Origin of the sequence: Rhizobium sp. BK491, assembly GCF_014194925.1 — a bacterium.
Lineage (GTDB): Bacteria > Pseudomonadota > Alphaproteobacteria > Rhizobiales > Rhizobiaceae > Rhizobium.
This window is the reverse complement of record NZ_JACIAR010000002.1, coordinates 1,269,552-1,294,568: the sequence shown is the minus strand read 5'-3', so window position 1 is coordinate 1,294,568 and position 25,017 is coordinate 1,269,552. Positions and strand designations below refer to the sequence as shown.

Annotated in this window: 22 protein-coding genes; 8 read left to right on the top strand and 14 right to left on the bottom strand. The window is 59.0% G+C overall.

The genetic code is table 11. The annotated features are described in order from the left end of the window. Positions 1 to 167: 167 nt before the first annotated feature. Together FHX05_RS14205 and FHX05_RS14200 are read right to left on the bottom strand one after the other, a co-directional pair. Entirely contained in the window at positions 168 to 1,541 is a 1,374-nt protein-coding gene (locus FHX05_RS14205; RefSeq protein ID WP_183872339.1) for a PleD family two-component system response regulator, read from the bottom strand. 16 nt (positions 1,542 to 1,557) lie between these two features. Continuing rightward, positions 1,558 to 1,929, bottom strand: a complete 372-nt coding sequence (locus tag FHX05_RS14200) for a response regulator (RefSeq protein ID WP_041677854.1) — start codon at positions 1,927 to 1,929, stop codon at positions 1,558 to 1,560. 131 nt (positions 1,930 to 2,060) lie between these two features. On the opposite strand from FHX05_RS14200, the gene FHX05_RS14195 reads away from it, so the two are divergent. Together FHX05_RS14195 and FHX05_RS14190 are read left to right on the top strand one after the other, a co-directional pair. Then, a complete protein-coding gene (locus FHX05_RS14195; protein WP_112337507.1) occupies positions 2,061 to 2,369 on the top strand; it encodes a DUF3572 domain-containing protein in 309 nt (102 codons plus the stop codon). A 2-nt stretch (positions 2,370 to 2,371) separates the two neighbouring features. After that, positions 2,372 to 3,019: a hypothetical protein gene (locus FHX05_RS14190; protein ID WP_183710322.1), complete on the top strand. Its 648-nt coding sequence runs from the start codon at positions 2,372 to 2,374 to the stop codon at positions 3,017 to 3,019. 17 nt (positions 3,020 to 3,036) lie between these two features. Here FHX05_RS14190 and FHX05_RS14185 read toward each other — a convergent pair whose 3' ends face one another. Further along, positions 3,037 to 3,615, bottom strand: coding sequence for a GNAT family N-acetyltransferase (locus tag FHX05_RS14185; protein ID WP_112607126.1), 579 nt, complete (start codon positions 3,613 to 3,615; stop codon positions 3,037 to 3,039). Between the two features lie 83 nt (positions 3,616 to 3,698). Here FHX05_RS14185 and FHX05_RS14180 point away from each other — a divergent pair, with 83 nt between their 5' ends. From FHX05_RS14180 to FHX05_RS14170, 3 genes are all read left to right on the top strand, one after another. After that, on the top strand, positions 3,699 to 4,988 hold the full coding sequence (locus tag FHX05_RS14180) for a DNA polymerase IV (RefSeq protein WP_183872337.1): 1,290 nt from the start codon (positions 3,699 to 3,701) through the stop codon (positions 4,986 to 4,988). A 190-nt stretch (positions 4,989 to 5,178) separates the two neighbouring features. Beyond that, positions 5,179 to 6,222 (top strand): GH25 family lysozyme, encoded by a 1,044-nt coding sequence (locus FHX05_RS14175; protein ID WP_112398582.1) that lies wholly within the window; start codon positions 5,179 to 5,181, stop codon positions 6,220 to 6,222. Between the two features lie 190 nt (positions 6,223 to 6,412). Continuing rightward, the gene (locus FHX05_RS14170; RefSeq protein ID WP_183872336.1) at positions 6,413 to 7,684 is read left to right on the top strand and encodes a L,D-transpeptidase family protein; all 1,272 of its coding nucleotides are present in this window, start codon (positions 6,413 to 6,415) and stop codon (positions 7,682 to 7,684) included. 62 nt (positions 7,685 to 7,746) lie between these two features. Here FHX05_RS14170 and dnaE read toward each other — a convergent pair whose 3' ends face one another. Next, positions 7,747 to 11,241, bottom strand: a complete 3,495-nt coding sequence (gene dnaE, locus FHX05_RS14165; RefSeq protein ID WP_183710328.1) for a DNA polymerase III subunit alpha — start codon at positions 11,239 to 11,241, stop codon at positions 7,747 to 7,749. A 353-nt stretch (positions 11,242 to 11,594) separates the two neighbouring features. On the opposite strand from dnaE, the gene FHX05_RS14160 reads away from it, so the two are divergent. Together FHX05_RS14160 and FHX05_RS14155 are read left to right on the top strand one after the other, a co-directional pair. After that, the gene (locus FHX05_RS14160; RefSeq protein ID WP_183872334.1) at positions 11,595 to 12,191 is read left to right on the top strand and encodes a hypothetical protein; all 597 of its coding nucleotides are present in this window, start codon (positions 11,595 to 11,597) and stop codon (positions 12,189 to 12,191) included. 76 nt (positions 12,192 to 12,267) lie between these two features. Beyond that, complete coding sequence (locus tag FHX05_RS14155) at positions 12,268 to 12,735, top strand: DUF5680 domain-containing protein (RefSeq protein WP_183872332.1); 468 nt, start codon at positions 12,268 to 12,270, stop codon at positions 12,733 to 12,735. A gap of 5 nt (positions 12,736 to 12,740) precedes the next feature. Here the strand turns inward: FHX05_RS14155 and FHX05_RS14150 are convergent, their stop codons facing one another. From FHX05_RS14150 to proS, 3 genes are read right to left on the bottom strand one after another with little or no spacing between them, the layout of a single operon-like run. Next, complete coding sequence (locus FHX05_RS14150) at positions 12,741 to 13,424, bottom strand: ABC transporter ATP-binding protein (RefSeq protein WP_183872330.1); 684 nt, start codon at positions 13,422 to 13,424, stop codon at positions 12,741 to 12,743. 14 nt (positions 13,425 to 13,438) lie between these two features. Then, positions 13,439 to 14,749 (bottom strand): lipoprotein-releasing ABC transporter permease subunit, encoded by a 1,311-nt coding sequence (locus FHX05_RS14145; RefSeq protein WP_183710339.1) that lies wholly within the window; start codon positions 14,747 to 14,749, stop codon positions 13,439 to 13,441. A gap of 26 nt (positions 14,750 to 14,775) precedes the next feature. After that, on the bottom strand, positions 14,776 to 16,098 hold the full coding sequence (proS, locus tag FHX05_RS14140; protein WP_183872328.1) for a proline--tRNA ligase: 1,323 nt from the start codon (positions 16,096 to 16,098) through the stop codon (positions 14,776 to 14,778). On the opposite strand from proS, the gene FHX05_RS14135 reads away from it, so the two are divergent. After that, positions 16,097 to 16,360 carry a hypothetical protein gene (locus FHX05_RS14135; RefSeq protein WP_146746692.1) on the top strand — a complete coding sequence of 88 codons (264 nt, stop codon included), beginning with the start codon at positions 16,097 to 16,099 and terminating at the stop codon, positions 16,358 to 16,360. The two genes, proS and FHX05_RS14135, sit on opposite strands and share 2 nt — an antisense overlap. 375 nt (positions 16,361 to 16,735) lie before the next feature. Here the strand turns inward: FHX05_RS14135 and FHX05_RS14130 are convergent, their stop codons facing one another. The 7 genes from FHX05_RS14130 to nuoL all read right to left on the bottom strand — a co-directional run bounded on the left by FHX05_RS14130 (position 16,736) and on the right by nuoL (position 25,015). Continuing rightward, positions 16,736 to 17,011 carry a DUF1467 family protein gene (locus tag FHX05_RS14130; RefSeq protein ID WP_112337517.1) on the bottom strand — a complete coding sequence of 92 codons (276 nt, stop codon included), beginning with the start codon at positions 17,009 to 17,011 and terminating at the stop codon, positions 16,736 to 16,738. Between the two features lie 150 nt (positions 17,012 to 17,161). After that, positions 17,162 to 17,566: a methylmalonyl-CoA epimerase gene (gene mce / locus FHX05_RS14125; RefSeq protein WP_183710345.1), complete on the bottom strand. Its 405-nt coding sequence runs from the start codon at positions 17,564 to 17,566 to the stop codon at positions 17,162 to 17,164. A gap of 30 nt (positions 17,567 to 17,596) precedes the next feature. Then, a complete protein-coding gene (locus FHX05_RS14120) occupies positions 17,597 to 19,270 on the bottom strand; it encodes a ribonuclease J (RefSeq protein WP_183872326.1) in 1,674 nt (557 codons plus the stop codon). Positions 19,271 to 19,284: 14 nt separating this feature from the next. Continuing rightward, positions 19,285 to 20,049 carry a biotin--[acetyl-CoA-carboxylase] ligase gene (locus FHX05_RS14115; RefSeq protein ID WP_112410594.1) on the bottom strand — a complete coding sequence of 255 codons (765 nt, stop codon included), beginning with the start codon at positions 20,047 to 20,049 and terminating at the stop codon, positions 19,285 to 19,287. Then, positions 20,049 to 21,491, bottom strand: a complete 1,443-nt coding sequence (gene nuoN, locus FHX05_RS14110) for an NADH-quinone oxidoreductase subunit NuoN (protein ID WP_112607149.1) — start codon at positions 21,489 to 21,491, stop codon at positions 20,049 to 20,051. The genes FHX05_RS14115 and nuoN overlap by 1 nt, the downstream gene beginning before the upstream one ends. A gap of 18 nt (positions 21,492 to 21,509) precedes the next feature. Continuing rightward, a complete protein-coding gene (locus tag FHX05_RS14105; RefSeq protein WP_112410596.1) occupies positions 21,510 to 23,021 on the bottom strand; it encodes an NADH-quinone oxidoreductase subunit M in 1,512 nt (503 codons plus the stop codon). Beyond that, entirely contained in the window at positions 23,021 to 25,015 is a 1,995-nt protein-coding gene (gene nuoL / locus FHX05_RS14100; RefSeq protein ID WP_015339515.1) for an NADH-quinone oxidoreductase subunit L, read from the bottom strand. The genes FHX05_RS14105 and nuoL overlap by 1 nt, the downstream gene beginning before the upstream one ends. Between the last annotated feature and the right edge of the window lie 2 nt (positions 25,016 to 25,017).

Genomic DNA, 25,017 nt, shown 5'->3' with positions numbered 1-25,017 from the left:
GTGAGAATTTATTCCGAAAATGAAAGTATAAGTATTCTTATTTCTTTGAACCAGAACTCAAGTGGCTGTGGAGGTGAGATAAAGAACGGGAAGAACTGAATCGTGGTTCAAAAACCTGGAAGCTACCTCAGTATCGATGGGTAATTGCCATTTTCGGCCGTTTACCCCTATGCGGCTGAAGCTACGACCCTGTTGCGGCCTGCCCTTTTGGCTTCGTAAAGCGCAAGATCGGCCTGTTTCATCAACTGCTCCGGCGTATCGATCGTCTCCAAACGGCACGAAATTCCGAAGGATGCGGTAATGTTAAGCGCCACACCAGTGTCGCGTAGTTTCACAGGCATATTTTCTACCGAAGCGCGTAGACGTTCTGCGACGGCTGCGGCGATATCGGCGGGCGTATCCGGCATGACGACTACGAATTCCTCACCTCCGTAACGACAGGCAAGATCGGCGCCGCGCACCGTTGAGCGGATCCGTGCGGCAAACTCCTTGAGAACTTCGTCGCCGGCATCGTGACCATGGGTGTCGTTTACGGTCTTGAAGCGGTCTATGTCGGTGATCAGAATCGAGAGCGGCCTGCCCCGTGCCAGGGATCGATCAAAAAGCACCTTTAAGTGATTGTCGAGGTAGCGCCTGTTGTGCAGGCCGGTGAGCGCGTCGGTGACGGCAAGCTCGATCGTCTGCTGTACGCTGGCACGCAAACGGTCGTTATAGCGTTTGCGGCGGATCTGCGTGAGGCAGCGAGCCACGAGCTCGTTCGGATCGATCGGCCGGACGATATAATCATTGACGCCGAGATCCAGCGCGCGGACGATCATGTCATCGGCCCCCTGCTCCGTCACCAGCAGCACTGGCAGGAAGCGGGTACGCTCCAGCGAGCGCAGCTGCGAGCAAAGCCTCAGCGGATCATAATCGTCGAAATTAGAATTGACGATCACCAGCTCGAACGGCCGTTCGGCCGCTTCGAACAAAGCCGCCTGCGGATCGGACATCGCAATGACCTGGGCAATCGGCTTCAGCGTTCGGATAATCCGCTCCTGCGAATTGGCGCGGCCGTCGACCAGCAGCACCTGGCCGGCTTCCTCGGAACGACCTTCTCCGGAGCGCATCAGATCGCCGATGCCGAAGTTGCGCGCGGTCTCGTTGCGCATATGCAGCTCGTCACTCAATGTCTTCAGGCGAAGCAGGCTTTTGACGCGCGAAATCAGCTGGAGGTCATTGACCGGCTTCGTCAGGAAATCGTCGGCACCGGCCTTCAGACCACGCACGCGGTCGGCAGGCTGATCGAGCGCCGTCACCATGACGACCGGGATATGCGCAGTTCGGGCATCGGATTTCAGGCGCTCACACACTTCGAAGCCGTCCATGCCGGGCATCATAATATCGAGAAGGATCAGATCGACCTGCGTGCTCGCGCAAATGGCGAGCGCCTTCAAACCGTCCTCAGCCGTCAGCACTTCGAAATATTCGGCAAGCAGCCGCGCTTCCAGAAGCTTTACGTTGGCCGGAATATCGTCGACTACCAGGATGCGTGCGGTCATCAGCTGCTCCCCATCATCAGGCGTCGCCCAGATAGGTTTTAATGGTCTCAATGAATTTCGGCACTGAAATCGGCTTCGAGACATAGGCCTCGCAGCCACCCTGGCGAATGCGCTCCTCATCGCCCTTCATGGCGAAGGCCGTGACTGCGATCACGGGGATCATGTGCAGGTCGTCGTCTTCCTTCAGCCACTTGGTGACCTCCAGACCGGAGACCTCCGGCAGCTGAATATCCATGAGAATCAGATCTGGACGGTGCTTGCGCGCGAGATCGAGCGCTTCCATGCCATTGCGGGTCTGGATCGTTGTATAGCCGGAGGCTTCGATCAGATCGCGAAAGAGCTTCATATTCAGCTCATTGTCTTCTACAATCATTACCTGCTTAGCCATGGAACGCTGCCCCTGCATCCTGTATTGCATCCATTCTCTCGAAATATAGGGTCGCGAGGAACCGATTCCAGAAATAGTTGAATCGCAAATTACCGGCATTTGGTTGAAAAATAGGTAACTCACCCCTCAAAATGCAAAGTAACTTCAAGAACCCGAAGAAGAGCGCGGCCAATCCGCAAGAGACTGCTATTGCCGTACTCGGCTGGCTCGCCAATGAACCCGATATGTTTGGCCGCTTCCTGGCGCTCACCGGCGTGGAGCCGGCGCAGGTGCGCAACGCCATCAACGAGCCCGCCTTTCTTGCTGGCATGCTCGATTTCCTCATGAACCACGAACCGACATTATTGGCCTTCTGCGAGGCCAGCGGCATTCCACCGGAGGCCGTCGCCGCTGCGTCGGCGCATTTTTCGCCGCCCGGCCTTGCCTCTGGAGAATACTGATCATGGATGCCCCGATCGAATTCGACGTATCGCATATCCAGCTTCAGGAACGGCCATTGATCGTCTGCGATGTCGATGACGTTGTTTTGCATTTCTTTGCGCCCTTCCTGGCCTTCATCGACGCCGAAGGCCATGAATTCCTGCCGCGCTCCTTCCGGCTGACGGGCAACATCGTTTCCAAGGCCAATGGCTCCGCGCTGGAGGAAAAGGATGTCCGCCGGCTGATCGAGGCGTTCTTCGAGGCGCAGGAGCAATGGCAGACGCCTTTCGATCGCGTGGTGGACACGCTCGCGACGTTTTCGAAAGATGCCGATATCGTTTTTCTGACAGCCATGCCGCCACAGTTCTGGGAGCAGAGGCGGCGGCTCCTCGACAGGCTTGAGCTTGACTATCCGTTGCTCGCGTCGCTGCAGCCGAAGGGGCCGATCGTACGCTCGCTGCATCGACAGCGCGAGATGCCCGTCGCCTTCGTCGACGACATGGCCCACAACCTGCATTCGGTCAGCGAATATGTTCCGGGATGCCTCCTCATCAATCTGAAACCGGCCTCCATCGTTCATCGCATGGCGCCCGCCGTCGCCGCTGGTATTCCGGAAGCCAATGAATGGGACCAGGCAGCACCGCTGATCCAGGCTCATATCGCACGCTGACGTCATCCTACCTACCCTCAAAGAGCGAGACGCATCAGAGGCCTGCCGTCCTTCCGCTTCGCAACTTCAGAAAATCCGGCGGCCTCGAATATGCGCTGCGAACCGACATAGAGACCGACCGATTTCGACTGCTTCGTACGCTCGATCGGGCAGCCCTCCAGCAGCCGCGCGCCGGAAGCACGGGCGAAATTCACAGCCTCCGACAGCATGCGATGGCTATACCCCTTGCCGCGATCCTTCGAATTTATGAAGAAGCAACTTACCGCCCAAACAGTGCTGTCTTCCGCATCGGCTGGATCGAGCGGACGAGACACTGTTTTCGGCGAGTTCCATTGCGGCAGCTCTGCACGCGGACCAACCTGCACCCAAGCGATCGGTTGCCCATCAATGTAGCCTAGGAGACCGGGCGGCGGCCCAGCCGAGATTCGCTCCTGGATCAACTGCTTCTTTGCTGCCGCATCCATCGTCTTGCGCTGCGATGTCGCGACACGGAAATGAGTGCACCAACAGCCATAGCAGGCACCGCTTGGTCCAAACAGCGTCTCGAAATCGCCCCAGCGATCCGGCGTCAATGCCTGCACGACTAAGTTCTGCACTCGCGCCTCCCCGGCAGTTTTCCAGCTTGAGACTCGCGAGCTTAGATCATAAAGTGGCGATGTTCAATTTTTGTTCTCACTCGATGACCCATGCGCCCGATAAGATCTCCGGCTTCTGTCGCGATTGCTTGAGCGAGCAATCGGCCACGCGCACGCGCTGCCGGAGCTGCGGAAGCCCTCGCCTCGTTTACCACCGGGAGCTTTACGCACTGACGCTGGCGCATATCGATTGCGATGCTTTTTATGCCTCCATCGAGAAACGTGACAATCCGGAGTTGGCCGACAAGCCCGTTATCATCGGCGGCGGTAAGCGCGGCGTCGTCTCCACTGCCTGCTATATCGCCCGCATCCACGGGGTGCGCTCCGCCATGCCTATGTTCAAGGCGTTGGAAGCCTGCCCGCAGGCCGTCGTCATCCGGCCGAACATGGAGAAATACGTGCGCGTCGGCCGCGAGGTCCGTGCGATGATGCAGGACCTGACACCGCTGGTGCAGCCGCTTTCGATCGACGAGGCCTTTCTCGAGCTGGAGGGCACGCAGCGGCTGCATCACGATCCGCCGGCGCGCATCCTCGCCAAGTTCGTCAAGCGCGTGGAGCAGGAAGTCGGCATCACCATCTCCGTCGGCCTTTCCTACTGCAAATTCCTCGCCAAGGTTGCCTCCGATCTACAGAAGCCGCGAGGCTTCTCCGTCATTGGCAAGGAAGAGGCGCTCTCCTTCCTGGAGCCACGATCGGTCACCACCATCTGGGGAGTAGGCAAGGCCTTTGCCGCTACGCTCGAAAGCGACGGTATTCGCACCATCGGCCAATTGCAGGCCATGGAGGAAGGTGACCTCATGCGCCGTTATGGCGTCATCGGCCAGCGACTTTTCCGTCTCTCGCGCGGGATCGACGACCGAACCGTGCATCCCAATGAAGCGGCAAAGAGCGTGTCTTCCGAAACCACCTTCTTCGAAGACATCTGGCGCCATGAAGATCTCGTGCCGATCCTGCGCGATCTCTCCGAGAAGGTTTCCCGGCGTCTGAAGCGCAGCGGCATTGCCGGCCAGACCGTCGTGCTGAAGCTGAAGACCGCAGACTTCAAGATCCGCACGCGCAATCGTCGGCTGGAGGACCCAACCCAACTCGCGGATCGGATTTTCCGCACCGGACTGCGGTTGCTCGAACCTGAAACCGACGGCACGAAATTCCGTCTCATCGGCATCGGGGTTACCGATCTTGGCGATGCCGGGCGCGCGGACCCACCCGATCTTATCGACGTTCAGGCCATGCGACGGGCCGCTGCGGAAGCAGCCATGGACAAGCTCCGAGAAAAATTCGGCAACAAGACAGTCGAAACCGGCTATACGTTCGGCGACAAAAACCAGAAATAACAATTATTTAGCACAAGTCACCGGATGGTGATTTTTGGCTGCATTGCAAATAATTGAACGACGTGCGCGATTCTTTGGCGCGAGAAAGCTCGGATTCAAACTTTTTTGGTAAATTTCCATTAGGACTTGGATTCTGTAACTTTCCGGCGGCGTGAACTCGTCGCCTCCAGTGTTTTGCGTACGGGTTCCTATGCGTCTATCGGCTGTATCGACCATTCTTCTCGCCTGCCTGACGATTTCAGGCTGCGCCGCCCGAGGTGAGCGCGAAGCCGCGCAAGCCGCCCCGCCTTCGAAAGAATTGACCGGTTCAATCACAAAGACCAGCAGGGTCGTGCCTTCGGTCGAAATCGGCGAAACCGTTTCGCGCGTCGAGCGGCAGCAGGCGCTCGCAGTCGCGATGCCGACGAATCTCCGGCCTGAGGGTCTTATGCCCTCCGACCAGAGCGGCGACGATGACGCGCCAGTCCCGCTGCAACGACCGCTCGCCATGCTCTCGCCATCGAATCCGGTGCCCCGCGCCCTGCGGCAGCAGCCGATGCAGATCTACAGCCATCGCTTCCGCGATGCCAAGCCGATCAACTTCGGTGCGTCCACCTCGCCCCGGAAGCTCGCTGTCCATGGTGTCGACGTCTCTCGCTGGCAGGGCGAGATCGACTGGGATACGCTGCGCACGCAGGGTGCGAACTTCGTTTACATCAAGGCAACGGACGGCGGCGATCACATCGATCCCATGTTCAAGAAGAACTGGCGGGCTGCCCAGCAGGCCGGCCTGAAACATGGCGCCTATCATTTCTTCTACTGGTGCCGGACTGCCGGAGAGCAGGCCGACTGGTTCATTCGCAACGTGCCGAAGGAAGCCGGAGCCCTACCGCCGGTCATCGACGTGGAATGGAACGGTGAGTCAAGTTGCAAGCGGCGGCCCTCGCGCGAGCAGGTTCTCGCCAAGATGCAGGTCTTCATGGACAAGCTGGAAAAGCATTACGGCCAGCGTCCGATCGTCTACACGGCTCCGGACTTCTATCGCGACAATCTGAGTGGCGAGCTGCTCAACTATCCCTTCTGGCTGCGCGCCGTGGCTCAACATCCGTCCAAGGTCTATCCGGGCCGTAAATGGCTGTTCTGGCAATATTCCGGCTCCGGTGTATCGCACGGCGTCGAAGGCAAGATCGACCTCAACGCTTTCCACGGCAGCGAACAGGACTGGCACAACTGGGTGGCCTCCAGCGTCCACTGATTCCCCGTTAGTTCAAGATTTCAATCGTCGCCGAAGCAGAGTTTGAACGCTCCGCTTCGGCGATGCCGCATTGGGCGTTCGGCGAACTCACGCTTTCATGGACGCAGAAAGGCATGAGTCTTCGGCAAGTCTTCCTTAAACTTCCAAGTCTAACCTCAGGTACAACGAGTATTGCGTTTTGGTTGTGTCTATGAAGCCATTTTTGTTGCTGGGGCTCGCGCTGGTGTCAGCCACCGCCCTTTCCCATCCCGTCTTTGCTGCGCCGGATACCCGCACCCTGCAGATCGTGGTGTCGAAGGACAAGCAGTCGCTCGCGGTCTATGACGGCGATAAGGTAATCGCGACTTCGAAGGTTTCCACCGGCAAGCGCGGCCACACGACCCCCAGCGGCATCTTCTCCATTCTGGAGAAGAAGGTGTATCACGAATCCAATCTCTATTCGGCCTCGCCCATGCCTTTCATGCAGAGGCTGACCTGGTCGGGGATCGCGCTGCACGAATCCAATTCCGTCCCGAGTTATCCGGCATCGCATGGCTGCGTGCGGATGCCGAAGGCCTTTGCGAAGACGCTTTATCAAATGACCGAGCGCGGCGTGCATGTCGTCATCGCCGATCAGCCGCTAGTGCCGCAGCCATTTGAAAACGCGATGCTGTTCCAGCCGCTGCCAGCTCCACCGCCGGCGCTGTTTTCCGGCATCGAACTCCGTCCGATGACTGCAAGCTTCCTGCCGCAGGCACAACAGCTGCAGGTGGCGACGAACGACGTGACGTCGATCCAGATACCGAAGGCGCGGGAGACTCTGGCGCCACCGGCCGATCCCGCTCCGCTCAGCATCCTCATCACCCGGCGGGGCTTGCGCGAAAACGTGCGCGACCTTCAGGGCATCCTGAACGGGATGGGCTTCATCACGGGAACGCCCGACGGCATGCTGGGGCCTGCGACAGTGCAGGCGATCGAGGACTTCAAGAAGGCGCATGACATCAAGACGACGGGCGGCCTCGTCAGCCCCGCGCTGATGAAGGCAATCTATGCCGCGGCCGGCAGGGGCGAACCGCCGAACGGCGCGATCATGGTCCGGCAGAACTTCAAACCACTGTTCGAAGGACCGGCCATCATTGCAGAGCCGCAGGAGGCGCTCGGCGTACATTTCTTCACCGCCAATGCGATCGACCGGATCAGCGGCAAGGCCGACTGGTTCGGCATGACGCTCGAGGAAGATCTGAGCAAGCAGACGAAGAAGCGCTACGGCATCACCAGCGAGGAACAATCGCAATCGTTCGACGCAGCCGGACAGGCGCTCAATCGCATCACCATCCCTGACGATATCCGTCACCGCATCGAGGATCTGCTGACCGCGGGATCGTCGCTGACGATTTCCGATACCGGCGTCGGACCGGAAACCGGCAACGAGACCGATTTCATCACCCTTACCAACAACGGCGCGCTGGGTAAAAAGGGCTAGAGCCTTTTTGTTTTTACGCAATTCCGGACGGAAAACCGCTATACACTTTTCCCGGAATTGCTTCAGACCAGCTCCACGTCGATCACGCCCGGCGCCGTGCGCAATGCGGCGGCGATTTCAGGCGTAATGCGATATTTCTCCGGTAGCGCCACCTCGACCTCTCGCAACCCCTCTTCCTTGATGACAATGAAGGAAACGAGGCCGTCGCCTTTCGTGTTCAGATGCGCGGCAACGGCTTTCAGCGGGCCGGAATCGCGGACATAGACGCGCAGCGCCTTCTGCATCTGCAACGACTTCTCTTCCAGCGACTGTGCTGTCTGCAGGCGCAGGCTGATACCCTCGGGGCGCTCGTCCGCCTGAGCCGTGATCACGAAGGATTTGCCGACTTCGAGAACGTCGCGATACTGGTTGAGCGTTTCAGAGAAAAGCACGGCTTCGAACTGGCCGGAAGCATCCGAAAAGACGAAGATGCCCATCTTATTGCCGGTGCGCGTCTTGCGCTCCTGCTTTGAGATGACAGTGCCGGCCAAGCGGCCGTTGCTGGCGCCTTGCTTCACCGCCGCGGAAAAATCGGCGAAGGGCTGCACCCGCATCTTGTCGAGCACGCTCTTATAAGTATCGAGCGGATGTGCCGTCAGATAGAAACCGAGCACCTGGAATTCGCGCAGGAGACGCTCCGAGGCGAGCCATGGCGTATAGGGCGGAAACACGATCTTTTCCGGACCGGAGGCAGCACTTCCGAACATGTCATGCTGGCCGCTGCGCTTGTTTTCCTGCGCCACCTGGGCATAGCCCATGACGCGGTCCAAGCCGGCAATCAGCTGCGCACGGTCGATTTCGAAGCAATCGAAAGCACCGGCGCAGATCAGGCTTTCCAGAACGCGGCGGTTGATCTGCTTGGGATCGATGCGCAGGCAGAAATCCTCGATGCTGGCAAAGGGCTGATCGCCGCGCACCTCGACGATATGGTCGACGGCGGATTCACCGACGCCCTTGATGGCGGCCAGTGCATAATAGATGCGGTTTTCGCCCGTTTCAAAATGGCGGAATGAGGTCTGCACGGAAGGCGCGATGACCTCGATGCCCAGCCGCTTGGCGTCCTGACGGAAGTCGTTGACCTTCTCGGTATTGGACATATCGAGCGTCATCGACGCGGCCAGAAACTCCACCGGATAATGCGCCTTCATATAGGCGGTCTGGTAGGAGACGATGGCGTAGGCGGCGGCGTGCGACTTGTTGAAGCCGTAATTCGCGAATTTGGCGAGCAGATCGAAGATGACATCGGCCTGCCCCTTCGACACGCCGTTCTTGATGGCACCGTCGACGAAGCGCTCGCGCTGCTGGTCCATCTCCGCCTTGATCTTCTTACCCATGGCGCGGCGCAGAAGATCGGCTTCGCCGAGCGAATAGCCCGAGAGCACCTGGGCGACCTGCATCACCTGCTCCTGATAGACGATAACGCCCTGAGTTTCCTTCAAGAGATAGTCGATCTTCGGGTGGATCGATTCGATCTCTTCCTCGCCGTGCTTGCGGGCATTATAGACCGGGATGTTCTCCATCGGACCTGGACGATAAAGCGCCACGAGCGCGATAATATCCTCGATGCAGTCCGGCCGCATGCCGATCAGCGCCTTGCGCATGCCCGCACTTTCCACCTGGAACACGCCGACCGTCTCACCGCGCGAGAGCATATCGTAGGTCTTCTTGTCGTCGAGCGGGATGCTGGCAAGATCGATCGAGATACCGCGTTTCGCGACGAAATCGACCGCCGTTTTCAGGACGGTCAGCGTCTTCAGACCGAGGAAGTCGAACTTCACCAGGCCGGCTTGCTCCACCCATTTCATGTTGAACTGGGTGACGGGCATGTCGGAGCGCGGGTCGCGATACATCGGCACGAGCTTCGATAGCGGGCGGTCGCCGATGACGATACCGGCGGCATGTGTCGATGCGTGGCGATAGAGGCCTTCGATCTTCTGGGCGATATCGAGAAGACGGGCGACAACCGGCTCCTTGTCCGCCTCCTCCTGCAAGCGCGGCTCCTCCTCGATCGCTTTGCTCAGCGGGGTCGGATTGGCAGGATTGTTCGGCACCAGCTTGCAGATCTTATCGACCTGGCCATAGGGCATTTCCAGCACGCGGCCAACATCGCGCAAGGCGGCGCGTGCCTGCAGCGAACCGAAGGTGATGATCTGCGCCACCTGCTCGCGGCCGTATTTGGCCTGCACGTAGCGAATCACCTCTTCACGCCGGTCCTGGCAGAAGTCGATATCGAAGTCCGGCATGGAGACGCGTTCCGGGTTGAGGAAGCGCTCGAACAGCAGCGAGAAGCGCAGCGGATCGACGTCGGTGATGGTAAGGGCGTAGGCGACCAGCGAACCCGCACCGGAACCGCGACCGGGGCCGACAGGGATATCGTGGCGCTTGGCCCATTTGATGAAATCGGCAACGATCAGAAAGTAGCCGGGAAACTTCATGCGCTCGATGACGCTCAGTTCGAATTCCAGCCGATCGCGATAGTCCTTCTCCTCGTAACCCGGTGCCATACCAAGCGAGGTTATGCGCTGCTCGAGGCCCTCTACCGCCTGAGCGCGCAGCTCGGCCGCCTCGGCGCGCCCGGCCTCTTCAGGGTCGTCAGTCGCCCCGGTAAAGCGCGGCAGGATCGGCGAGCGGGTCTTCAACACGAAGGAGCAGCGGCGAGCGATTTCGACCGTGTTCTCAAGCGCTTCCGGCAAGTTGGCGAAAAGCTTTGCCATGTCTGCGCGGCTCTTCAGATAGTGATCCGGCGTCAGGCGAAATCGCGTATCGTCCGAGACGATGGCATTGTGGGCCACCGCCATCAAGGCGTCATGCGCATCGTAATCGTCCCGCGTCGGGAAAAAGGCTTCGTTGGTGGCAACGAGCGGGATCTCGTGCTCGTAAGCCAGCTTGATCATCTTCTGCTCGTGACGACGATCATAGGTGCCGTGGCGCTGCAATTCGACATAGAGCCTGTCATCGAACAGCTGCTTCAGTCTCAACAACCGGGAGAGAGCCTGTGCGGCATGCCCTTCTTTCAAAGCCATATCGACCGGGCCGGTGAGCGAACCGGTGAGCGCGATCAACCCTCCCGTACCGATCTCATCCAGCCATGAGGCTGCGATGTGAACGGCGCTGTTGCCCTCGCCGCCGAGATAGGCCCGACTGACGAGATCGACGAGGCGCTCATATCCCCGCTCGGTCGCGGCAAGCAGCACGATGGATGGCATCTTCGCCAAAGCTTGCTGCGGCCCGCGCTTCTCGCTCTCACCGCCATCCTCCATATCGATCGATACCTGACAGCCAATGATCGGCTGCAGCCCCTCATCCATCGCCTTCTGCGAGAATTCCAAGGCGACGAACAGATTGTTCGTATCGGTAATCGCAATGGCCGGCTGACTGTCCCCGGCAGCCTTGGCCAATATCTTCTTGAGCGGCAATGCGCCCTCTAGCAGAGAATAGGCGGAATGAACCCTGAGGTGCACAAACTCCGGCATTTCGCCGACCGGCGCTGCCACGCCGCTGCCACCTGCATCCGCCATTTCATACCCTTCCGCACGCCTGAATGAATCAGCGACATTTTCGGCATTGCGGACCATAAAGTCCAGAAGTTGCTCCCATCAAATATGGGAACAGCATGTGCAAACGGGGATAAAACTTACATCGCCATCATGATGAGGGAAAAGCTGGCGACGAACATGACGATGGAAGTGAATGCTGCAACGTCTCGAATAATGTCGGTCATTTAGGCGCTCCTTACTCGTTATGTTTTCTTTTTGTTCCATTTTTGTTCGAGAGTCAATAGAAGCATCGGTAAATTTCATCAGAGAACTTTTTAGCCCGCGATGGACGCCCGCGCGGCCCGGCGCTATGCAGAGGCAAACCGGGGGTCACGATGAAGTCACTTGGCTGCGCTCTCATTCTTCTTTTGACCGCAATCGCGGCTCGCGCCGAAGACACCATTGCTTCCGACCGCATCATCGACGCGGCGATCGGCGATTGGAACAAGGACGGCAAGCCGGACCTTGCATTACTGGTGACAATGCCGCCGAATGACGAGGCAGATTATGAGATCGGGATCTACATCTATCTCCGCGACAAGGAGCACGAGCTACTGAAGCTTGCCGCCGCCGCCCCTGATAAGGTATGGGGCCGCGCTGAGCCTGGTGGCATCTACGGCCAGGAACCATCGATCGCCGCACTGCCGAGCGGTTCAATCGCGATCACCTCGCAGAACGATGCGATCGGGCGCGACCGATGGCATCAGACTTTGACGCTTGCCTATCGCAACAGCGCATTTTTGGTTGCCGGCTATAGTTACGATTTTCGTGACAACCTCCAACCCGGTAACAGCTATCGCTGCGATTACAACGTCCTGACCGGTAAGGTGACCAAGGACGACAAGATACTGAAGGCCGATGCCAAGACCATCAGCATACAGGACTGGCAGGATGATATCGGCCAGAAGGCCTGCGAAAGCAGCCATCGCTAGCAAATGTTCTCTTTTTGTTCTTTACAAATCTCGCATTGAATGGCATCTTGGCCGCTCACCAAAATTGGAGAGGGTCATGCCGGATCTTGCCGAGCTGAACAATTTTATTGTCGTCGCCAAAGCCGAAACCTATGTCGGTGACGGCGAGAGGCTGCCATCCTGCCGCAGCGGCTCGCATGACATTGGCTATGCGAGCGGCCGCTGGCGCTATCTCGACAGCTACTTCGGCGGCACGGATTTCGCCGGACAAGAGCTCGTATGGCATGACGGCGAGCCGGTATGGGCCATGAACTATTTTGGCCATATCGTCGAACACGACCTGATCGACGGAACGCGCGCCGGCATGGTGATCAAGGCGGCCCTGCTGCGGCTCTATCTTGACGAAAGGCGCTTTCTCGGCGGCTTCGAGTTCGAGCATGCCTATGGGCTTTACATCGATGAAAACATCGGCGACTGCCACCATTTCAGCGGCTACGAAGCTATCGTCGTCAGCGAACGTAGGGCTTACGAACTGGATTATCGCGGCGGCCTGATCATCCCGTAAAGGGATCAGACCTCCACAACCTTGCCTTCACTCAAGGTAACACGGCGATCCATGCGGGCAGCGAGTTCGTGATTGTGCGTGGCGATCAGGGCCGCAAGACCGGATTGGCGCACCAGCGCCTCCAGTGCATCGAAGACGTAATGCGCGGTCGCCGGATCGAGATTGCCGGTGGGCTCATCCGCCAGCAGCACCAGCGGGGCATTGGCGACGGCCCGGGCGATTGCGACGCGTTGCTGCTCGCCACCGGACAATTCGGCGGGGCGATGATCACCGCGATGGCCGATACGCATGTAGTCGAGAAGCTGAGCGGCGCGTTCGCTGGCATCCCTCCGTGAAAGGCCGGAAATGAGCTGCGGCATCATGATATTCTCAAGCGCCGAGAATTCCGGAAGCAGGTGATGGAACTGATAGACGAAGCCGATCTCGCTGCGGCGCACGGCCGTACGTCTATCGTCAGACAAGTCCTCACAGGCCTGACCGTTGACGAGCACTTCGCCGCCATCCGGATGCTCAAGCAGCCCGGCCACATGCAGAAGTGTCGATTTACCCGTGCCTGACGGCGCGACGAGTGCAACAATCTCGCCGCTGTGCAGCGTGAAATCCGCCCCCTTCAAGATCGACAGCCGCGTCTCGCCCTGCCCGTAGTGACGCTCCACGCCAGAGAGCTGGAGAACGACGTTGCGTTTCATCAAATGAAATATCCTTATTCGTAGCGCAGCGCCTGCACCGGATCGAGCCGCGAGGCCCGCCAGGCGGGAAAGATGGTGGCAAGGAAGGACAGGGTGAGTGCCATCACGATGACGGAGATGGTCTCACTGAGATTCATCTGGGCCGGCAATTTGCTGAGGAAATAGACCTCCGGATTGAAAATCACGGTGCCGGAAATCCAGGAGAAGAACTGGCGGATGGACTCGATATTGAGACAGACCAGGACACCGAGTATGACGCCGGCGAACGTTCCAACGACGCCGATCGCCGCCCCCGTCATGAAGAAGATGCGCATGATCGCGCCCGACGTCGCCCCCATAGTGCGCAGGATGGCGATGTCGCTGCCCTTGTCCTTCACCAGCATGATCAGGCCGGAAATGATATTCAGCGCGGCGACGAGAACGATCAGCGTCAGGATCATGAACATCGTGTTGCGCTCGACCTGGAGTGCCGAGAAGAAAGTGGCGTTGACCTGCCGCCAGTCCGTCAGGAAAATCTGTCGCCCCGCCGCCTCTTCGATCTTCGGCCGCAATTGATCGACGTCATCCGGATTGGTGACGAAGAGCTCGATCTTCTCGACAATGCCCTCGGCATTGAAAAAGACCTGTGCCTCCTCCAGCGGCATGAAGACGACGGAAGAATCATATTCCGACATGCCGACTTCGAAGATACCGGAGATCGTGTATGCCTTGACGCGCGGGTTGACGCCGAAGGGCGTGACGTCGCCATCCGGTGCCGTAAGGGTGATCTGATCGCCGACCGTCAATCCCAGTTGCCGGGCTAACCGGCTGCCGACAAGAACGCCCTGTCCGGAAGCAAAGCCGACAATGTCACCGGAAACGATGTGATCGGAGACCGATTTGAGCTTGGTCAGATCTTCCGAACGGATGCCGCGGACCAGCGCGCCAGTGCCGGAGCCGCCGCGGCCGGAAGCAAGTGTTTCGCCCTCGACGAGCGGCAGGGCCATGGTGACGCCGGGAACGGCAGAAAACTTCTTTGCCAGATCAGCATAATCGTTCAACGGCGAATCAATCGGCTGCACGACGACATGACCGTTGAAGCCGAGAATCTGCTTGAAGAGCTCGGCGCGGAAACCGTTCATCACGGCCATGACGATAATCAGGGCAGCGACACCGAGCATGATGCCGACCAACGAGAAGCCGGCAATTACCGAAATCGAGGCCTCCTTGCGCCGGGAGCGCAGATAGCGCCAGGCGACGAGCCGCTCGAAACCGGAGAACGGGCGAGACGATGGGCCGGCCTTGAACGAATTTTCCTGCTGTTCCACTGCCGCGCTCACCGCCATTCGCCTTTCATCCTTTGTATCGTCAATCAGCCTGCCAGCCGATTGATCGCTGCCTCGACCGTCATCGTCTCGCGAGCGCCGGTCTTACGGTCCTTCACTTCCACTTCGCCGCTCGCGATCGAACGCGGGCCGACGATGATCTGCACGGGCACACCGATCAGATCGGCCGTGGCGAACTTCGTTCCGGCGCGCTCGTCGCGATCGTCGTACAGCACGTCCTTGCCGGCCTTCGACAGCGCGGCATAGACCGTTTCGCAAGCTTCGTCACAGGCCTGGTCCCCGGCCTTCATGTTGATCACCACGACATCGAACGGCGCGACCGAAGCCGGCCAGATGATTCCGTTCTCATCATGCGATGCTTCGATGATGGCGGGAACAAGGCGTGTCGGGCCGATACCGTAAGATCCCATGTGGACAGCATGTTCCTTGCCGTCGGGACCCTGCACCTTCGCACCCATCGGCTCGGAATACTTGGTGCCAAAATAGAAGATATGGCCGACCTCGATGCCACGCGCAGACAGGCGATCCCCTTCGGGAATAGCGTTGAAGGCGGCTTCGTCATGCATTTCCGAGGTTGCGGCATAGACCGAGGTCCACTTGTCGAAAATCCCCTTCAGGCCGGCGGCATCATCGAAATCCGTGTCTTCGCCCGGAATGTCGAAATTGACGAAATCCTTATGGCAGAAAACTTCGGACTCGCCGGTATCGGCAAGAATGATGAATTCGTGACTGAGATTGCCGCCGATAGGACCGGTATCCGCGCGCATCGGGATTGCTCTCAGGCCGAGCCGATTGAAAGTGCGCAGATAAGCGGCGAACATCTTGTTATAAGATTGCACGGCGCCTTCCTGCGTCAGATCGAAGGAATAGGCATCCTTCATCATGAATTCGCGCGAGCGCATCGTGCCGAAACGCGGACGGATTTCGTCACGGAACTTCAGCTGGATGTGATAGAGATTCAATGGCAAGTCCTTGTAGGACTTGATGTAAGACCGAAAGATGTCGGTGACCATCTCCTCGTTGGTCGGACCATAAAGCATGGGCCGATCCTGCCGGTCCTTGATGCGCAGCATCTCCTTGCCATAGGCGTCATAACGGCCGCTTTCCTGCCAAAGCTCGGCCGACTGCAGTGTCGGCATCAACAGCTCGATGGCGCCGGAACGGTTCTGTTCCTCGCGGATGATCTTATTGACCTTGTCCAGTACGCGCTTGCCCAGCGGTAGCCAGGAATAGATGCCCTGCGACTGCTGCCGGATCATGCCGGTGCGCAGCATAAGCCGATGGGAAACGATTTCAGCCTCCTTGGGATTTTCCTTCAGGATGGGCATGAAGTAACGAGACAGACGCATGACGCTTGTTCCAGATGGTTTGACGTTCCGCTCGCGGCGGAATCGTTGGCAAATTATGTACTGGAGGCAGTTCATAACTGCTTCGGCGAAGGAAGGAAACCCGCATTCTTCAACAGAAGATTTTGGTAAAAGCCCAGAAATGCAAGGGAAAGCGCCTATTTCGGCTGGTTCGAAAAAGCACACATTTATAAGGATTTACGGCAAAAATCCGCTAACAGAAAAATTCTGCGCGACTGTAGCAAAAAAGCAAAAAAAAGGATGACAAAGCTCAATGTTTGAGCTAATTTCAGCTCACAAAAGAGGCAGGAAGGCTAAATTCTTGTCGTTTCGCGGTCAAGTCTTGGGAGGATCAGATCTTAGGCGCGCTCGCTCGCTGCCCCGGTAACGGATAAGGATCACGCGATACTTTAAAACAAGGCTTATGGCCTTGTTTTTTTTTGCTTTCTCAGCTCGATCTACTACAGATCAGTCCAATTGCGAGAAAGTGTCTTCGGCCTTTCGGCAGAACAACTCAAATGTCGTCCGGGATTTGATGCGCCATGCACATGACAGACGTGTGACGAATTGATGGCGATTGCGAGGCGCAAGCAAAGAGACGGCTCAAATGATTGATCCGTGTTCTACTGCGCCCTTTACATCAATTGTAGTTCGGCACGAACCTTGGAATGGAATCTATGCTCAGCCCGAAATAATGCGATGCAACATACCAAGTGGCGTACAGGAGAGCCGACACCAGCGTCGTGATGAGAACCACTCGCCAAGCGCGGAATTTCGTTGGTGCACTTTCGACCGTACCTAGAATCACATGCTCGTCTTCGGCCTGGGTGCGCAGACCGAACGGTAGAACGGCAAAAAGCGTAATCCACCAGATGACGAAATAAACGGCGAAACTGGCGATGATCTGCTGTGCCATTATGCTCCCTTCGAGACGAGCCCGCTCGTCTCCTCCTCTTCCAAACTGCTTATAGGGGCAAAACAGTTGTCTTTCAAAGCGCAGATCAGCGCACTTTAAAGCGGATTCAGATTCTGGGCCAGCTCCGGCAAAAATCATCCCGCTCCGGCATCACACCTGCTCAAGCTCGATAAGCGTGCCGAAGAAATCCTTCGGATGCAGGAAGAGCACGGGCTTGCCATGCGCGCCGATCTTCGGCTCGCCATTGCCGAGCACGCGTGCTCCCGACGCGACAAGTTTATCGCGAGCGGCGAAGATATCGGCGACCTCATAACAAATGTGGTGCATGCCGCCATCCGGGTTCTTGGCCAGGAAGGCAGCGATGGGCGAGGCTTCGCCCAACGGCTCGAGCAGTTCGACCTTGGTATTCGGCAGCTCTACGAAAACGACGGTAACGCCGTGTTCTGGCAGTGTCTGCGGCTGAGATACTGTAGCACCGAGCGTTTCACGATAGGCCTTAGAAGCCGCCGCAATATCCGGCACGGCTATCGCGATATGATTGATCCGTCCCAGCACGGTACTCTCCTCCCCGATCGGCCGTTGAACTCAGCCGCCGGTTCGCGTCACGAACACGGTCACCATCGGCTTCTTGCCCCAGCCCTGATTGGCGGCGGCGCGCACCGCGCGGCGTACCGCCTCCTGCAGCATATTCAGATCCTTGCGGCGAGCGCGCGGAATGCTTTCGATGGCGCTGACGATGGCGTCGAAGAGCGTGTCCTCCATCTCCTCACCTTCATCATCATAGGCCGGCAGGCCGATCGGCACGAGATCAGGGTCACCGACGATGTCGTAACGGGCATCGAGCACGACATTGACGGCGACATGGCCGACATAGGAAAGCTTCTTGCGCTCGCCGATGCCCATCTCGTCGAAATCGCCAATCAGAATACCGTCCTTGAAGATGCGCCCATGCGGGGCCTCGCCGATCACCTCGACCGGACCGGGCGCAAGGCGCACGACATCGCCGTTGCGCACGCGCGGCACGGTGGCAATGCCACTCTGTTCGGCCAATTCCTTATGGGCGGTCAGGTGCGTCGCCTCGCCATGCACGGGGATGACGACCTTCGGGCGCGTCCATTCATACATCTTCTGCAATTCGTTGCGCCGAGGATGGCCGGAGACGTGCACGAGCGCCTCAGCATCCGTCACCACATGAACGCCCTGTTCGATCAGACCGTTCTTGATGTCCTGAATGGCCTTCTCATTGCCGGGAATGGGGCGCGAGGAAAAGACGACGATATCGCCAGCCGCCAATGCGACGTTGCGCATCTCGTCCCGGGAGAGCTTGGCAAGCGCTGCGCGCGGCTCACCTTGGCTGCCGGTCAGGATCACCACGACCTTGTCGCGCGGGATATAGCCATATTCGTCTTCAGCGATGAAAGGCTTGATGCCTTCCATCAGGCCAATGTCGCGGGCGACATCGACGACACGTTTCAGCGAGCTGCCAAGCAGCAGTATTTCGCGGCCGGCAGCTTCGGCAGCTTCGGCAATGGTTCGGATGCGGCCGACATTCGACGAGAACGTCGTGATCGCCACCCTGCCCTCAGCATCCTCGATGATCTTGCGCAGGCTTTCCGAGACGTCCTTTTCCGAAGGCGAAACGCCGTCGCGCAACGCGTTGGTGGAATCGCACATCAGCGCCAGCACACCCTCTTCGCCGAGCTGGCGGAAGCGGGTCTCGTCGGTCAGCGGCCCAAGCGACGGCTCGTGATCGATCTTCCAGTCACCGGTATGGACGACATTGCCGAGCGGCGTGCGGATCATCAACGACATCGGCTCGGGGATCGAGTGGTTGACGGCCACGCCTTCGATCTCGAACGAGCCGACATTGATGCGGTCGCCGGCCTTGAACAGCGTCACCGGGATTTCGCCCATCGATTTCTCGTAATCGCGCTTTGCTTCGAGAAGGCCGGCGGTAAAAGCCGAGGCGTAGATCGGAACGTTCAGCCCGGGCCAAAGATCATTAAGCGCGCCGTAGTGATCCTCGTGCGCGTGGGTGATGATGATGCCCTTGAGGTTCTTGCGTTCCTTGGCGAGGAAACGGATATCCGGCAAGACGAGATCGACACCCGGCAGATCCGGCCCCGGGAAGGTGACGCCGCAATCGACCATGATCCACTGGCGCTGCTCAGCCGGACCGTAGCCGTAGAGCGCGAGATTCATGCCGATTTCGCCGACGCCGCCGAGTGGCAGAAACACCAGTTCGTCTTGCTTCGCCATCTGATCCCCAACCATTATCTAAAGAAAACGTCGCCCGCCGCGATCGGCATAATCCTGCCGTCCTCGGTTTCGAGCATCAACAAGCCATTATCATCGATTCCCGAGAAATGGCCCAAAATCGAGCGATCCGGCAAGTTTACCGTGATCTTTTCCCCGATGCCGCACGCAAATTCACGCCAGCGCGCGGTGATCTCGCGAACGCCCTTGCCGCGGCTCCAGACGTCGAGCGCCTCCGACATCGCGGCATAAAGATGGGCGAACAACTCCTCCGGCGACACCATGGAACCCTGCTGCCTCAGGCATGTGACCGGATACATCGGATTGTCAGGCATCACGGCAATGTTGATGCCGATGCCGATGACGAGCGCATACCGGCCGTCCGGCAGCGCTTCGCCCTCGATCAAGATGCCGCAGGTCTTCTTGCGGCCGATCAGAATATCGTTCGGCCATTTGATCTCGACCGGCTCGGCGGCGAGCGGCAGCACCCCGCGTACCGCCTGATGCACGGCGAGCGCCACCGCAAGCGGCAGAGAGCCAAGGCGGTCCATGGGAGCGGGATCGATCAGAAGAAGAGATGCGTAGAGATTGCCGGCTTCCGACACCCAGGGACGACCGCGGCGACCACGTCCCCCCGTCTGGCGCTCAGCGGTGACCCAAAGGTTTCCAGGGTCGCCTGCGCGCGCCCGCTCGAGGCAGACGCTGTTTGTGGACGAGGTTTCCTGAAGGGCATCATGCCGGAAGTCGGCGAGCGACTTCCGGCTATTCATGTCAGACGCCATCAAAACAGCGTCGCAGCGGCCAGATCGGCAGCACCACCGATTGCGCCGCCGAAGAAGACATAGGCGATGACGAACAGACCGGAGAGACCGAAGACGAGGCGCAGCGAACCAGCCGTGCGTGCAAATTCATCCTTGGCTTCATCGAACCACATCACCTTGATGACGCGCAGATAGTAGTAAGCGCCGACGACCGAAGCCAGAACGCCGATGATGGCGAGCGCATAGAGATGCGCCTGGATGGCGGCGACGAAGACGAAATACTTTCCGAAGAAGCCTGCGAGCGGCGGAATGCCGGCCAGCGAGAACATCAGCGCGGTCAGGACAACCGCCATGAAAGGATTGGTCGTCGAAAGGCCGGCGAGATCGTCGATGTTTTCGACCTGACGGCCATCCTTGCGGCGCATCGCCATGATGATGGCGAAGGAGCCGAGCGTCATGACCATGTAGATGACCATGTAGAGCATGACGCCGGAGACGCCGGTCTTGGTGCCGGCGGCGAGGCCGACAAGCGCATAGCCCATGTGACCGATCGACGAATAGGCCATCAGTCGCTTGAAGTTGCGCTGACCGATCGCCGCGAACGAGCCGAGCAGCATCGAGGCGATCGAGATGAACACGATGATCTGTTGCCAGTCGGCAAGCACCGGATGGAAAGCGGTGACGACGATGCGGGTCAGGATCGCCATGGCAGCAACCTTTGGCGCGGCCGCGAAGAAGGCTGTGACCGGGGTCGGCGCACCTTCATAGACATCGGGCGTCCACATGTGGAACGGCACGGCGGAGATCTTGAAGGCGAGGCCCGCAAGCACGAAGACCAGACCGAAGACGAGGCCGAGCGAACGGGTTTCGGCGCTGAGTGCGGTCGCGATCGCATCGAAGCTCGTGTGGCCGGTGAAGCCATAGACCAGCGACATGCCATAGAGCAGCATACCGGAGGACAGCGCGCCGAGAACGAAGTACTTCAGGCCGGCTTCGGTCGACTTCAGGCTGTCGCGGTTGATGGCGGCCACGACGTAAAGGGCCAGCGACTGCAGTTCCAGCGACAGATAGAGCGAGATCAGGTCATGCGCCGAGATCATCAGCAGGATGCCCAGGGTCGCGAGCACGAGCAGAACCGGGAACTCGAAGCGGTCGAGCTGCTGCTCGCGCGCATGCCCCATGCTGAGGAACATGGCGACGATCGAGCCGACCAGCGCGACGATCTTCATGAAGCGGGAGAAGCCGTCGGCGAGATAGGCGCCGCCATAAGCCAGGCCTTCGCCCGGAACGAAGATGATCCAGAGACCTGCCACCGCGAGGACCGCGATCGCAAGACCGGTGACAGTGGGTCCCGACCGCTCGCCCGAGAAGACGCCGATCATGAGCAGCACAAGCGCACCGACCGCGAGGATGAGCTCCGGAATGGAAAGATGCAGGCTTGCAAGAATTGTGTCAGCAGTCATGTCGAATAGGTCCCGTCATCAATTCATCGACAGCGCAACATTCTGCGCAGCGTGCAGGGCAGCGGTATAATTGTTCACCAGCAGATCCACCGAAGCCGCCGTGGCATCGAAGATCGGAGCCGGATAGACACCGAAGAGGATCGTCAGCGCGATCAGCGGATAGAGGATCAGCTGTTCACGCGGCGACAGATCCAGAAGCTTCTTCAGGTTTTCCTTTTCCAGCGCGCCGAAAATGACACGGCGGTAGAGCCAGAGCGCGTAGGCGGCCGACAGGATCACACCGGTCGCGGCAAAGAGCGCAACCCAGGTATTGGCGCGGAAAACGCCGATCAGGGTTAGGAATTCGCCGATGAAGCCGGAGGTACCGGGCAGGCCAACGTTCGCCATGGTGAAGACCATCATGGCGACAGCATATTTCGGCATGTTGTTGACCAGACCGCCGTAAGCCGCGATTTCGCGGGTATGGGTGCGGTCATAAATCACGCCGACGCAGAGGAAGAGCGCGCCCGAGACGATGCCGTGCGACAGCATCTGGAAGATAGCACCCTGCACGCCCTGCTGGTTCGCCGCGAAGATACCCATCGTCACGTAGCCCATGTGGGCGACCGACGAATAGGCGATCAGCTTCTTGATGTCGTCCTGCATCATCGCGACCAGCGAGGTGTAGATGATGGCGATGACCGAAAGGGCAAAAACGAGCGGCGCGAAATATTCCGAAGCGTTCGGGAACATGCCGAGCGAGAAGCGGATGAGGCCGTAGCCGCCGAGCTTCAGAAGGATGCCTGCCAGGATGACCGAGCCTGCCGTCGGCGCCTGAACGTGCGCGTCTGGAAGCCAGGTATGGACCGGCCACATCGGCATCTTCACCGCGAAGGAGGCGAAGAAGGCGAGCCATAGCCAGGTCTGCAGCTGCGGCGGGAACTTGTAGGCGAGCAGCGTCGGGATGTCGGTCGTGCCGGCCTGCCAGTACATCGCCATGATGGCGAGCAGCATCAGCACTGAGCCGAGCAGCGTGTAGAGGAAGAACTTGTAGCTGGCGTAAACGCGATCCTTGCCGCCCCAGACGCCGATGATCAGGAACATCGGGATGAGGCCGGCTTCGAAGAAGACGTAGAACAGCACGATATCCAGCGATACGAACACGCCGACCATCATCGTCTCGAGGACGAGGAAGGCGATCATGTAGTCCTTCAGGCGCTTTTCGACCGAGAGCCAGCTTGCCAGCACGCAGAACGGCATCAGGAAGGTCGACAGGATGACGAACAGCATGGAGATGCCGTCGACGCCCATGTGATAGCTGATGCCGCCCGTCAGCCACTCATGCTTTTCCACCAGCTGGAAGCCCGGATTGGCATTGTCGAACCAGATCCAGACGAACAGCGACACGATGAAGGTGACGATGGTCGTCGCCAGCGAAATGTTCAGGACGTTCCGGCGGCCGTTGGCGCCGTTCTCCTGCGTGAACAGCAGAAGGAGAACGCCCACCAGCGGCAGGAAGGTGACCGTTGAAAGAATGGGCCAATCGGTCATCAGAGGGAACTCCCGAGCATCATCCAGGTAACGAGGGCTGCGATACCGAGCAGCATCGCGAAGGCATAGTGATAGAGGTAGCCGGTCTGCAGGCGCACGACGCGGTTGGTGACATCGACGACGCGGGCGGCAATGCCGTTCGGGCCGATGGTGTCGATGACCCCGATATCGCCCTTCTTCCACAGAAAGCGGCCAAGCGCCTTGGCGGAGCGGACGAAGAGGAAATCATAGAGTTCGTCGAAGTACCACTTGTTCAGCAGGAACTCGTAAAGGACGCGCTGCTGCTGAGCGAGGCGGCGCGGCGTTTCCGGCGACCTGATGTAGAAGTACCAGGCGGTAACGAGGCCGAGAAGCATGGCGATGAACGGGCTGAGCTCAACCCAGACAGGCGCATGTTCCATCTCTTCGAGGATCTTGTTGTCCGGGAGCGTGAACAGCGCATGCTTCCAGAATTCCTCGTAGGCGTGGCCGACGAAGTCAGCATTGAAATACATACCGGCGGCGACGGCGCCGATCGCCAGCAGGTAAAGCGGGATCAGCATGACGTTCGGCGATTCATGCACGTGGTGCATGACCTCGTGCGAAGCGCGCGGCTTGCCGAAGAAGGTCATGAAAATCAGGCGCCAAGAATAGAAGCTGGTGAACATCGCAGCGATGACCAGCAGCGTGAAGGCGAAGCCGGCAGCTGCGTTGTGCGAGGCGAAGGCCGCCAGGATGATCGCATCCTTGGAAAGGAAGCCGGCGAAACCGATATGGGTCAGCGGGATACCGACGCCGGTGATTGCCAGCGTGCCGATGACCATCATCCAGAAGGTCTTCTGGATATGTGGGCGCAGGCCACCCATGTGACGCATGTCCTGCTCGCCGTCGACGGCGTGGATGACCGAGCCGGCGCAGAGGAAGAGCAGAGCCTTGAAGAAAGCGTGGGTGAAGAGATGGAAGATCGCAGCACCGTAAGCGCCGACGCCGAGGGCGACGAACATGTAGCCGAGCTGCGAACAGGTCGAATACGCGATGACGCGCTTGATGTCGTTCTGCACGAGGCCGACGGTCGCGGCGAAGAAGGCCGTGATCGCGCCGATGATGGTGACGAAGGTCAGTGCATCCTGCGACAATTCGAAGATCGGCGACATGCGGGCGACGAGGAACACGCCGGCGGTGACCATGGTGGCGGCATGGATGAGTGCGGAAACCGGCGTCGGGCCTTCCATGGCGTCCGGCAGCCAGGTGTGCAGCAGGAACTGCGCCGACTTACCCATCGCGCCCATGAACAGCAGCAGGCAGACGGCCGTCAGCGCGTGGCCACGGTCGAGGTGCATGCCGAGGAAATTGAGCACGATATCGGTCGGCTGACCGCCCTGCCCGGAAGCAAAGCTCTGGGCGTTGCCGAAGATGACGTCGAAATTGATCGAGCCGAAGAGGACGAAGACACCGGCAATGCCGAGCACGAAGCCGAAGTCGCCGACACGGTTGACGATGAAGGCCTTCATCGCGGCGGCCGAGGCGGACGGCTTCTTGAACCAGAAGCCGATCAGCAAATAGGAGGCGAGACCGACGCCTTCCCAGCCGAAGAACATCTGGGCGAGGTTGTCGGACGTCACCAGCATCAGCATGGCGAAGGTGAAGAGCGAGAGATAGGCGAAGAAGCGCGGGCGATGCGGATCGTGATGCATGTACCCGATCGAGTAGACGTGAACCAGGGTCGAGACCGAGTTCACGACGATCAGCATCACGGAGGTCAGCGTATCGACGCGCAGCGCCCAGGAAACGTCGATGCCACCGGACTGGATCCAGCGCAGGACTTCAACCTTGATCGGGCCGTCGGTGTGGCCGAGCGCCACCGTGAAGAAGACGATCCACGAAAGGACGGCCGCGATGATCATCAGGCCGGTGGTTACATATTCCGAAGCCTTGGCGCCGATCGCACGGCCGAAAAGGCCGGCTATGATCGCGCCAATCAGGGGAAGAAAGACGATAGCCTTATATAAGAACATAG

Excerpts from the sequence above, each read along its gene's own strand:
- FHX05_RS14205 (WP_183872339.1), bottom strand. The coding sequence starts at position 1,541 with ATGACCGCACGCATCCTGGTAGTCGACGATATTCCGGCCAACGTAAAG.
- FHX05_RS14200 (WP_041677854.1), bottom strand. The coding sequence starts at position 1,929 with ATGGCTAAGCAGGTAATGATTGTAGAAGACAATGAGCTGAATATGAAG.
- FHX05_RS14195 (WP_112337507.1), top strand. The coding sequence starts at position 2,061 with ATGCAAAGTAACTTCAAGAACCCGAAGAAGAGCGCGGCCAATCCGCAA.
- FHX05_RS14190 (WP_183710322.1), top strand. The coding sequence starts at position 2,372 with ATGGATGCCCCGATCGAATTCGACGTATCGCATATCCAGCTTCAGGAA.
- FHX05_RS14180 (WP_183872337.1), top strand. The coding sequence starts at position 3,699 with ATGACCCATGCGCCCGATAAGATCTCCGGCTTCTGTCGCGATTGCTTG.
- FHX05_RS14175 (WP_112398582.1), top strand. The coding sequence starts at position 5,179 with ATGCGTCTATCGGCTGTATCGACCATTCTTCTCGCCTGCCTGACGATT.
- FHX05_RS14170 (WP_183872336.1), top strand. The coding sequence starts at position 6,413 with ATGAAGCCATTTTTGTTGCTGGGGCTCGCGCTGGTGTCAGCCACCGCC.
- dnaE (WP_183710328.1), bottom strand. The coding sequence starts at position 11,241 with ATGGCGGATGCAGGTGGCAGCGGCGTGGCAGCGCCGGTCGGCGAAATG.
- FHX05_RS14160 (WP_183872334.1), top strand. The coding sequence starts at position 11,595 with ATGAAGTCACTTGGCTGCGCTCTCATTCTTCTTTTGACCGCAATCGCG.
- FHX05_RS14155 (WP_183872332.1), top strand. The coding sequence starts at position 12,268 with ATGCCGGATCTTGCCGAGCTGAACAATTTTATTGTCGTCGCCAAAGCC.
- FHX05_RS14150 (WP_183872330.1), bottom strand. The coding sequence starts at position 13,424 with ATGAAACGCAACGTCGTTCTCCAGCTCTCTGGCGTGGAGCGTCACTAC.
- FHX05_RS14145 (WP_183710339.1), bottom strand. The coding sequence starts at position 14,749 with ATGGCGGTGAGCGCGGCAGTGGAACAGCAGGAAAATTCGTTCAAGGCC.
- FHX05_RS14135 (WP_146746692.1), top strand. The coding sequence starts at position 16,097 with ATGACGCTTGTTCCAGATGGTTTGACGTTCCGCTCGCGGCGGAATCGT.
- proS (WP_183872328.1), bottom strand. The coding sequence starts at position 16,098 with ATGCGTCTGTCTCGTTACTTCATGCCCATCCTGAAGGAAAATCCCAAG.
- FHX05_RS14130 (WP_112337517.1), bottom strand. The coding sequence starts at position 17,011 with ATGGCACAGCAGATCATCGCCAGTTTCGCCGTTTATTTCGTCATCTGG.
- FHX05_RS14120 (WP_183872326.1), bottom strand. The coding sequence starts at position 19,270 with ATGGCGAAGCAAGACGAACTGGTGTTTCTGCCACTCGGCGGCGTCGGC.
- FHX05_RS14115 (WP_112410594.1), bottom strand. The coding sequence starts at position 20,049 with ATGGCGTCTGACATGAATAGCCGGAAGTCGCTCGCCGACTTCCGGCAT.
- nuoN (WP_112607149.1), bottom strand. The coding sequence starts at position 21,491 with ATGACTGCTGACACAATTCTTGCAAGCCTGCATCTTTCCATTCCGGAG.
- FHX05_RS14105 (WP_112410596.1), bottom strand. The coding sequence starts at position 23,021 with ATGACCGATTGGCCCATTCTTTCAACGGTCACCTTCCTGCCGCTGGTG.
- nuoL (WP_015339515.1), bottom strand. The coding sequence starts at position 25,015 with ATGTTCTTATATAAGGCTATCGTCTTTCTTCCCCTGATTGGCGCGATC.